Origin of the sequence: Streptomyces sp. (genome assembly GCF_035644915.1) — a bacterium.
Lineage (GTDB): Bacteria > Actinomycetota > Actinomycetes > Streptomycetales > Streptomycetaceae > Streptomyces.
The window spans coordinates 22,433-29,198 of sequence record NZ_DASQNP010000170.1 but is presented as its reverse complement, the minus strand read 5'-3'; the positions used below and the strand labels follow the sequence as shown (position 1 = coordinate 29,198).

5 protein-coding genes and 1 pseudogene are annotated in these 6,766 nt (G+C 74.0%); 3 read left to right on the top strand and 3 right to left on the bottom strand.

Features of this window, described 5'->3' with window-relative positions; all coding sequences use genetic code 11:
- The first annotated feature begins 281 nt into the window (after positions 1–281).
- The gene (locus tag VE546_RS19070; protein ID WP_324923916.1) at positions 282–965 is read left to right on the top strand and encodes a DUF4142 domain-containing protein; all 684 of its coding nucleotides are present in this window, start codon (positions 282–284) and stop codon (positions 963–965) included.
- A pseudogene (locus VE546_RS19065) lies at positions 859–1,569 on the top strand (sortase domain-bontaining protein); the annotation flags it as partial. The gene VE546_RS19070 and the pseudogene VE546_RS19065, both read left to right, overlap by 107 nt.
- Positions 1,570–1,649: 80 nt before the next feature.
- Here VE546_RS19065 and VE546_RS19060 read toward each other — a convergent pair.
- Positions 1,650–2,759, bottom strand: a complete 1,110-nt coding sequence (locus tag VE546_RS19060; RefSeq protein WP_324923914.1) for an FAD-dependent monooxygenase — start codon at positions 2,757–2,759, stop codon at positions 1,650–1,652.
- A 184-nt stretch (positions 2,760–2,943) separates the two neighbouring features.
- Between VE546_RS19060 and VE546_RS19055 the strand changes: the two genes are divergently transcribed.
- Positions 2,944–3,927, top strand: coding sequence for a TetR/AcrR family transcriptional regulator C-terminal domain-containing protein (locus VE546_RS19055; protein ID WP_324923912.1), 984 nt, complete (start codon positions 2,944–2,946; stop codon positions 3,925–3,927).
- A gap of 45 nt (positions 3,928–3,972) precedes the next feature.
- Here VE546_RS19055 and VE546_RS19050 read toward each other — a convergent pair whose 3' ends face one another.
- Together VE546_RS19050 and VE546_RS19045 are read right to left on the bottom strand one after the other, a co-directional pair.
- Entirely contained in the window at positions 3,973–5,124 is a 1,152-nt protein-coding gene (locus VE546_RS19050) for a PP2C family protein-serine/threonine phosphatase (protein ID WP_324923924.1), read from the bottom strand.
- A 233-nt stretch (positions 5,125–5,357) separates the two neighbouring features.
- Positions 5,358–6,713, bottom strand: a complete 1,356-nt coding sequence (locus VE546_RS19045; protein ID WP_324923910.1) for an SGNH/GDSL hydrolase family protein — start codon at positions 6,711–6,713, stop codon at positions 5,358–5,360.
- Positions 6,714–6,766 lie beyond the last annotated feature (53 nt).

The window sequence follows — 6,766 nt, the reverse complement described above, 5'->3', positions numbered from 1 at the left end:
CGCCGGCGGGGGGTGAACGCCCCGCCGGCCGGCCCCCCACCCCCGTGGAAAAGGGAATTCCGGGGCCGGAAAAGCACGGGAGGAAAATCATGGTTCCGGTTTTCCATTCCTCTCCGTGGAGCTCTCCACACGGAGCGAAATACCGGTACTCCATTGGCGGCACGTTCCGCGTCCATTCGACCGGCCGGGGAATTCATCGATTCGGCGGGCGCCGTACGGCGCCCGCCCCGGGTCGGCAGCGGGCGGCATCCGCCCGGACCGACGGAGAACGGAGCTTGGACATGCGTACATGGCACTGGGCCTCCACCACCGCGGCGGCTTTGACCATGGCCGGTGCGGTCACCTGCCCGGCCGTCGCCGTCGAGCAGGCCAGCGAGCAGGACAGCACCTACCTGAAGGCGTCCCACCAGGGCAATCTCGCGGAGATAGCCGCCGGTCAGGACGCGCAGAGGAACGCCGCCACCTCCTGTGTGAGGAACGTCGGCGCCGTCCTGGTGCGCGACCACACGCGTCTGGACGCGCAGGACAAAGCACTGGCGGGCAAGCTCGGCGTCTCCCTGCCGGGCACGCCCACCGCCGAACAGCAGCAGCAACTGGCGGCCGTCCGCGCCAAGGCCGGCACGCCCGAGTACGACCGGGCCTGGCTGCGCCTGCAGGCCGCCTCCCACGAGAAGACCCTGGCCCTGATCGACCAGGAGATCAGGACCGGACGGCACCCCGAGGTCAGGGCGTCCGCCCGGGCCGCCCGGCCGGTCGTCGCCATGCACCTGGAGGCGGTGCGCGGCGGGACCTGCCGCGCACCCGCCCACGCCATGACCGTCCCCTCCGGCAGCGGAGGCCAGGCGGCCGACTCCCCGGGTGTGCGGCAGCACGCCGGAGCGGCGGCCCTGGGCGGCGGCGTCCTGCTCGCCGCGTCCGGTGCCGTGTGGGCCGCCCGTGCGCGCCGCGCCGCGGCCGGGCGCTGACCACCGGTCCACCGTGCGCGGCCGGTCACCACGGCGGTGCGGTCCGGGGGCGGCGGTCGGCGTGGGGCTGGCCGCGGTCGCCGCGGGAGTCCTGCTGCTGGACGCCCCCGCCCCTCCGGCGGGGAACGCCGGGACCGTACCCGGGGCCGGCCGTACTGCGGCGGTGCCGCGCCCTTCCCCCGCGGCACCGCCGCTCGCCCTCTCCGTACCCGGCCACCTCACCGCCCCGGTCGAGGCCGTGGCCGCCGGGACCGACGGGGCCCTGCGCCTTCCGGACTCGCCGCGCCGGCTGGGCTGGTGGGCGCTCGGGGGCACGCCCGGGGCCGCCCGGGGCACCGTGCTGCTGGCCGGGCACGTCGACGTCCGGGGCGCGGGGCCGGGGGTCTTCGCGGCGCTGCGCGGGGTGCCGCTCGGGGCGCACGCCGAGGTCATCACGGCGGACGGCGTGCGCCACCGCTACGTGATCACCGCGCGCCGCACCTACCGCAGGGAGGCGCTGCCCGGGGACCTGTTCAGCGCCCGGGGCGCCGCCAGGCTGGCGCTGGTCACCTGCACCGGCCGGTGGCGGCGGGAGGCGGGCGGGTACGAGGAGAACCTCGTGCTGTACGGCGTCCCGGTTCCGCCCGGGCCCCGCACGGAGCCCTCCCGGTCCTCCCGCCGGGTGCCCGGCGGGCGCCCGGCGGCTCAGCCGTCGAGCGAGATGGCGTTCTTGGCCCGCTCGACGGACTCGTGGGGGGCCGGACCGCCCGGGTTCTCGGTGGCCAGGGCCTGGTTGAGCGCGACGAACGGCCGCATGCGCTCCTCGTAACGGGCGAACGCGGTGCGGTGGTCCTCACCGGCCCGGCCGAGTTCGGCGGCCAGCACATGGGCGCCGACCAAGGCCAGGCTGGTGCCCTGGCCGGACATCGGGGACGCGCAGTACCCGGCGTCCCCCAGCAGCACCGTCCGGCCGTGCGACCAGCGCTCCATGTGGATCTGGGCCACGGCGTCGCAGTGGAAGTCGGGTGCCTCCCGGGCGGCCTTCGCCAGTTCCGGTCCCCGCCAGCTCATGGTCTCCAGCCGGTCGACGACGAGCTGCCTGAGCCGCCCGGTGTCGCGGTGGTCGTCGTCGAGCGGTCCGGACTCGAAGCCGAAGGCGATCCTCAGTTCGGTGTTGTCGCGCACGGGCATGGCGCCGTAGCCGGTGTCTCCGTCCCGGACCCACACCTGCCAGTCGTCCAGGCCGAGGAAGTTGTCCGCGCCGAAGACCGACACGTAGACGCCCAGATGGCGGACGAATTCTTCCTCGGGGCCGAACACCAGGCGGCGTACGGCCGAGTGCAGTCCGTCCGCTCCCACCACCAGGTCGAAGGTGCGCGACGGCCCGTGCGCGAAGTCGGCCCGTACCCCGTGCGGGTCCTCTTCCAGGGCCGTGAGGGAGTTCCCGAAGACGTACTCCACCCCGTCGCGGGTGTGCTCGTGCAGCAGGTCCACCAGGTCGTCGCGGAGCAGTTCGATGTCGTCGCTGTCGAGCCGGCCGCTGCTGAAGGTCGCTTCGGTGGACCGTTCGACCTCCCTGCCCTCGGCGTCGAGCACCGACATTCCGCGCATCCGCGTGCGGACCCGCCGCGCCCGCTCCAGCAGGCCCATCCGCGCCATGACGTCGAGTGCCGCGCCGCGGATGTCGATCGCCTGTCCGCCCCGGCGCGGACCGGGAGCCCGCTCCACGACGGTGGGCACGAAGCCGCGTTCGCGCAACAGGTGGGCGAGCGCGGATCCGGCGATCCCGCCGCCGGAAATGAGTACCGTCCTCATACCGAGGCCCCTTCCATACGGTGTACGCGGCTGAACGTACGCCGTATTCGCAGGTCTTTCAACCAGCTTATTTACTAAGCTGAGCTAGGACAGAAGCCGCCGGTCGAGGATTTCCGCCGCATACGCCTGTACTAGTACAGGTGCAGCGGGGCCGGAAATCCGTGAGCATTCAAGGAGACGTCACGTGGCCGCAGACTCCGAGCCGCCCTACCTGCGCATCGTCGCCGACATCCGACGGCGCATCGCGGACGGCGAACTCGCCCCGGGCGCCCCGGTCCCCTCCACCCGCCGGATCTCCCGGGAATGGGGGGTCGCGCTCGCCACCGCCACCAAGGCGCTGACCACGCTGCGGATGGAGGGGCTCGTGGAGACCCGGCCGCGTGTCGGCACCGTCGTCGCCGGCCGCCCGGCGCCCGGATCGCCGGGGCCGCGCACTCCCCGCACCACCCGCGCCACCGTCCCGTCCTCTTCCCCCGACCACGAGCTGAGCCGGGAGCGGATCGTCCGCACCGCCATCGAGATCGCCGACGCCGAGGGCCTCTCCGCACTGTCCATGCGCGGTGTTGCCGCCCGGCTGGGTGTGGCGGCCATGTCCCCCTACCGGTACGTCGACGGCAAGGACGACCTGGTCCTGCTGATGGCCGACGCCGCCTTCGGCGAGGCGGACTACCCTGCCACGCCCCCCGACGACTGGCGGGCCCGCCTGGAGCTGGGCGCGCGCACGTTGTGGCGGCTGTACCGCAGACATCCGTGGCTGGCGCAGCTCGGTCCACTGACCCGCCCCCTGATGCTGCCCAACCTGATGGTCCACGCCGAATGGATGCTCGGCGCCCTGGACGGACACGGCCTCGACCCGGTGACCGTGTTCGACCTGCATGTCCTGCTGTACAGCCACGTCCAGGGCATCGCGGTCAACCTGGAGCGGGAGGTCCAGGCCGAAGCCGCGACCGGCTTGAGCGACGAGCAGTGGATGGACCGTCAGACCGCCGCGCTGCGGGCGATCACCGGATCGGGCCGGTATCCGGTGTTCACCAAGGTTGTCACGGCCATCGAGGAAGGAGGCGGCTACGACCTGGACCTGGACGCACTGTTCGAGTTCGGCCTGAAGCAGTTGCTGGACGGCATCACCGCCGTCGTCGAAGGCCGGTCGAAGGCGGCGGGCGCCTGAGCGGGGCCGCCCACCGGACCGCGCGCCGCGGCGGCGGTGGCCCGGTCACTCGTCCTGGGGCGGGGACGCCTGGTCGAGGTCGGCTCCGGTGTCGGCGTCGCGCCGGGTGGAGCCGGTGCCGTACCAGTCCAGGCACATCACGGTGGCGTCGTCCGGCAGCCCGCCCTCGTGGGCGCCGGACACCGCGCTCGCCAGCACGCGGACCGCCTCGCGGGGGTGCAGACCGTGGGTGCGGGTGACGAGGGCGGGCAGGTCGACGTCCGCGCCGCTGCGCTCCAGCATGCCGTCGGTGAGCATGATCAGGCGGTCGCCCGGCCGCAGGTCCAGGTCCTGGACGCGGTACGAGTGCGGGGAGGAGACGCCGAAGGGGAGGTCGATGCCCAGGTGGATCTCCTCGACCGTGTCCCCGCGCAGCCGCAGGGGCCAGGGGTGGCCGGCGTTGACCATCTGTGCCCGGCCGTCCTTCAGGCCGATGCGCAGCAGTTGCCCGGTCGCCATGGCACCCCGGCCGTGGTCCAGGAGGGCCTGGTGGGCCCGGCGGGCCTGTTCGACCAGGGCGGTGTCCGCGCGGCGGCCCTCGCGCAGTGCGCCGACCAGCAGGGTGGCCAGCAGGGCGGCGTCGACGTCGTGTCCCATGGCGTCGGTGACCGACAGGTGCACCGTGTCGCGGTCGAGCGAGTAGTCGAAGGTGTCCCCGCCGATGCTGGCGGCCGGTTCCAGGGCGCCGGCCACCGTGAACTGCGCGGCCTCGCACGACAGCGCGGGGGGCAGCAACTGGTACTGGATCTCGGCGGCCAGGCTCACCCCGGAGCTGCGCTGCCTGCGCTGGTACAGGTCGGTGAAGCGGCCGTCGGTGACGACGATGTAGGCCAGGGCGTGCGCGGCGGCCCCGATCTGCTCCATCACGGCGTCGTCCGGGTCGCCGGGCAGGGTCAGCTCCAGCAGGCCGAGGGAGTCCCCGCGGTTGGTGACCGGAACGATGAGGCGGTATCTGCCCGAGGCGGTGTTCCGTTCCCAGTGCGGACGCTGGGTGCGGATCACCCGGGCGTGGGTGCTGCCGGCCAGCGTGATGCGCTCGGCGTCCTCCCAGGCGCCGCCGTCCTCCTCCGGCACCACCCGGACCATCATCTTCCCCAGCAGGTCGGTGACCAGGAAGGAGACCGAGGCGGCGCCGAAGCGCCGCCTCAGCTCTTTCATGAGCACGTCGACCGACTCGGTCGGCGGGGCGGTCTCCGCCGCCGCCAGCAACCGCGTCAGCTCGTCGTCACCGGTCACCGTCAGCTCTTCTCGTCCGGGCTCCTGGTGCCGGAGGATCGCACCCTCGTTCGCACCTGTCGACTATATCGCTACAAACATCGTATTTCTCTGCAAGTGCCAACAAGCGTACGGGAGCGGCGGAGTCCGGCGCGGCAGCGGTGCGCGGCGGGCGGTCAGCGCAGCAGGTGGAGGGGGACGGCGCGGGCCATCGCCTCGGCCCCGGCGTCGCTGGGGTGCAGGTGGTCGCCGCTGTCGTAGCGGGGCAGCAGCCGCTGCGGGTCGGCCGGGTCGCGCAGGGCCGCGTCGAAGTCGACGACCCCGTCGTACTCGCCGCTGGTGCGGATCCAGCGGTTGACGGCCTGGCGCGCGGCCTCGTTCTCGGGGCTGTGGAAGCCGAAGGTGTCGCCCTTGAACGGCAGGATCGTGCCGCCGTGGACCGTCAGCCCGCGCTCGTGGGCGCGGGCGATGAGCTGGCGGTGGGCCGCGATGATGTCCTCCGCGGAGACCTTCTCGGACGCGGGGGCGGTGGTGCCCGGGTGCCCGAGGTCGTTCACGCCGAGCAGGACGACGACGTGTTCGGCGCCCGGCTGGGCGGCCACGTCGCGGTCGAAGCGGCGCAGCGCGCTCTGGCCGAAGTACGCCGCGTACCCCTCGGCGCCGGAGCCGGCCGGCGGATTGGGGTCGTGCAGCAGGCGGTTGCCGCTGACGCCCTGGTTGAGCACGCCGAGGGGGTGCGGGCCGGGGGCGGAGCGCAGGCGCCGGGCGAGGAGGTCGGGCCAGCGGTGGTTGGCGTTCACGTCGGTGTCGGAGCCGTCGGTGATGGAGTCGCCGAGGGCGACGACGGCCGAGGCCCGCTCGGAGCGGGGAGTCCGCACGCTCACGCCGGTCAGGAAGTACCAGCGGTCGGTGGTGGCGGTCGGTTCGACGTCCGTCCGCGCGGTGACGTTGCCGGCGGCGACGTGGTTGTGCTGGAAGGCGAACGCGTGGACCGTCGAGCCCGGGGTGCGCTCGGGCAGGTGGACGCTGACGACGAGGTCGGAGCCCGCGGGCACCCTGAGGGGGACCGGGTCGCTGACCGCGGGCGCGCCGGCGGGGACGGTGACGGAGGTGCGGCCGCCGAAGGTGAGGGGGCGGTCGGTGCGGGGGTCGATGCGGGTGCCGGACCCGCCGCCGGCGCGGCGGGCGATCCGGGCCTCGCCGATGACCAGGGGCCGGTCGCCGAACTCGTTCGACAGCCGGACGCGCACCTCGCTCCCGCCGACGCTGGTGTGGACGACCTGGCGGAGGGTCTGGTCCTCGAAGACGGTGGTGTCCGAGGCGGGGACGGCCGTGGGCGTGGTGGACCAGGTGCCGACCCAGGTCCGGCCGCGGGTGTGCTCCGGCGCGGCGGGGGCGGCGGACGGGGTGGGCACGGCGGGCGCGGACTGGGCCGTCAGCAGGAGCAGGGCCCCGGTGAGCAGGGCCGTGAACCGGCCCCGGGCGCGTCCGGCGCGGCGCCGGGCGGGGGTGCGTGCGGTGTGCGGTCTCACATGGGTCTCCTGGGCGTCGTGGACGGTGCGGCGGGACGGCGGGCTCGCGGGCC

Coding starts and splice junctions, on each gene's coding strand:
- VE546_RS19070 (WP_324923916.1), top strand. CDS start 282: ATGCGTACATGGCACTGGGCCTCCACCACCGCGGCGGCTTTGACCATG.
- VE546_RS19050 (WP_324923924.1), bottom strand. CDS start 5,124: ATGAAAGAGCTGAGGCGGCGCTTCGGCGCCGCCTCGGTCTCCTTCCTG.
- VE546_RS19060 (WP_324923914.1), bottom strand. CDS start 2,759: ATGAGGACGGTACTCATTTCCGGCGGCGGGATCGCCGGATCCGCGCTC.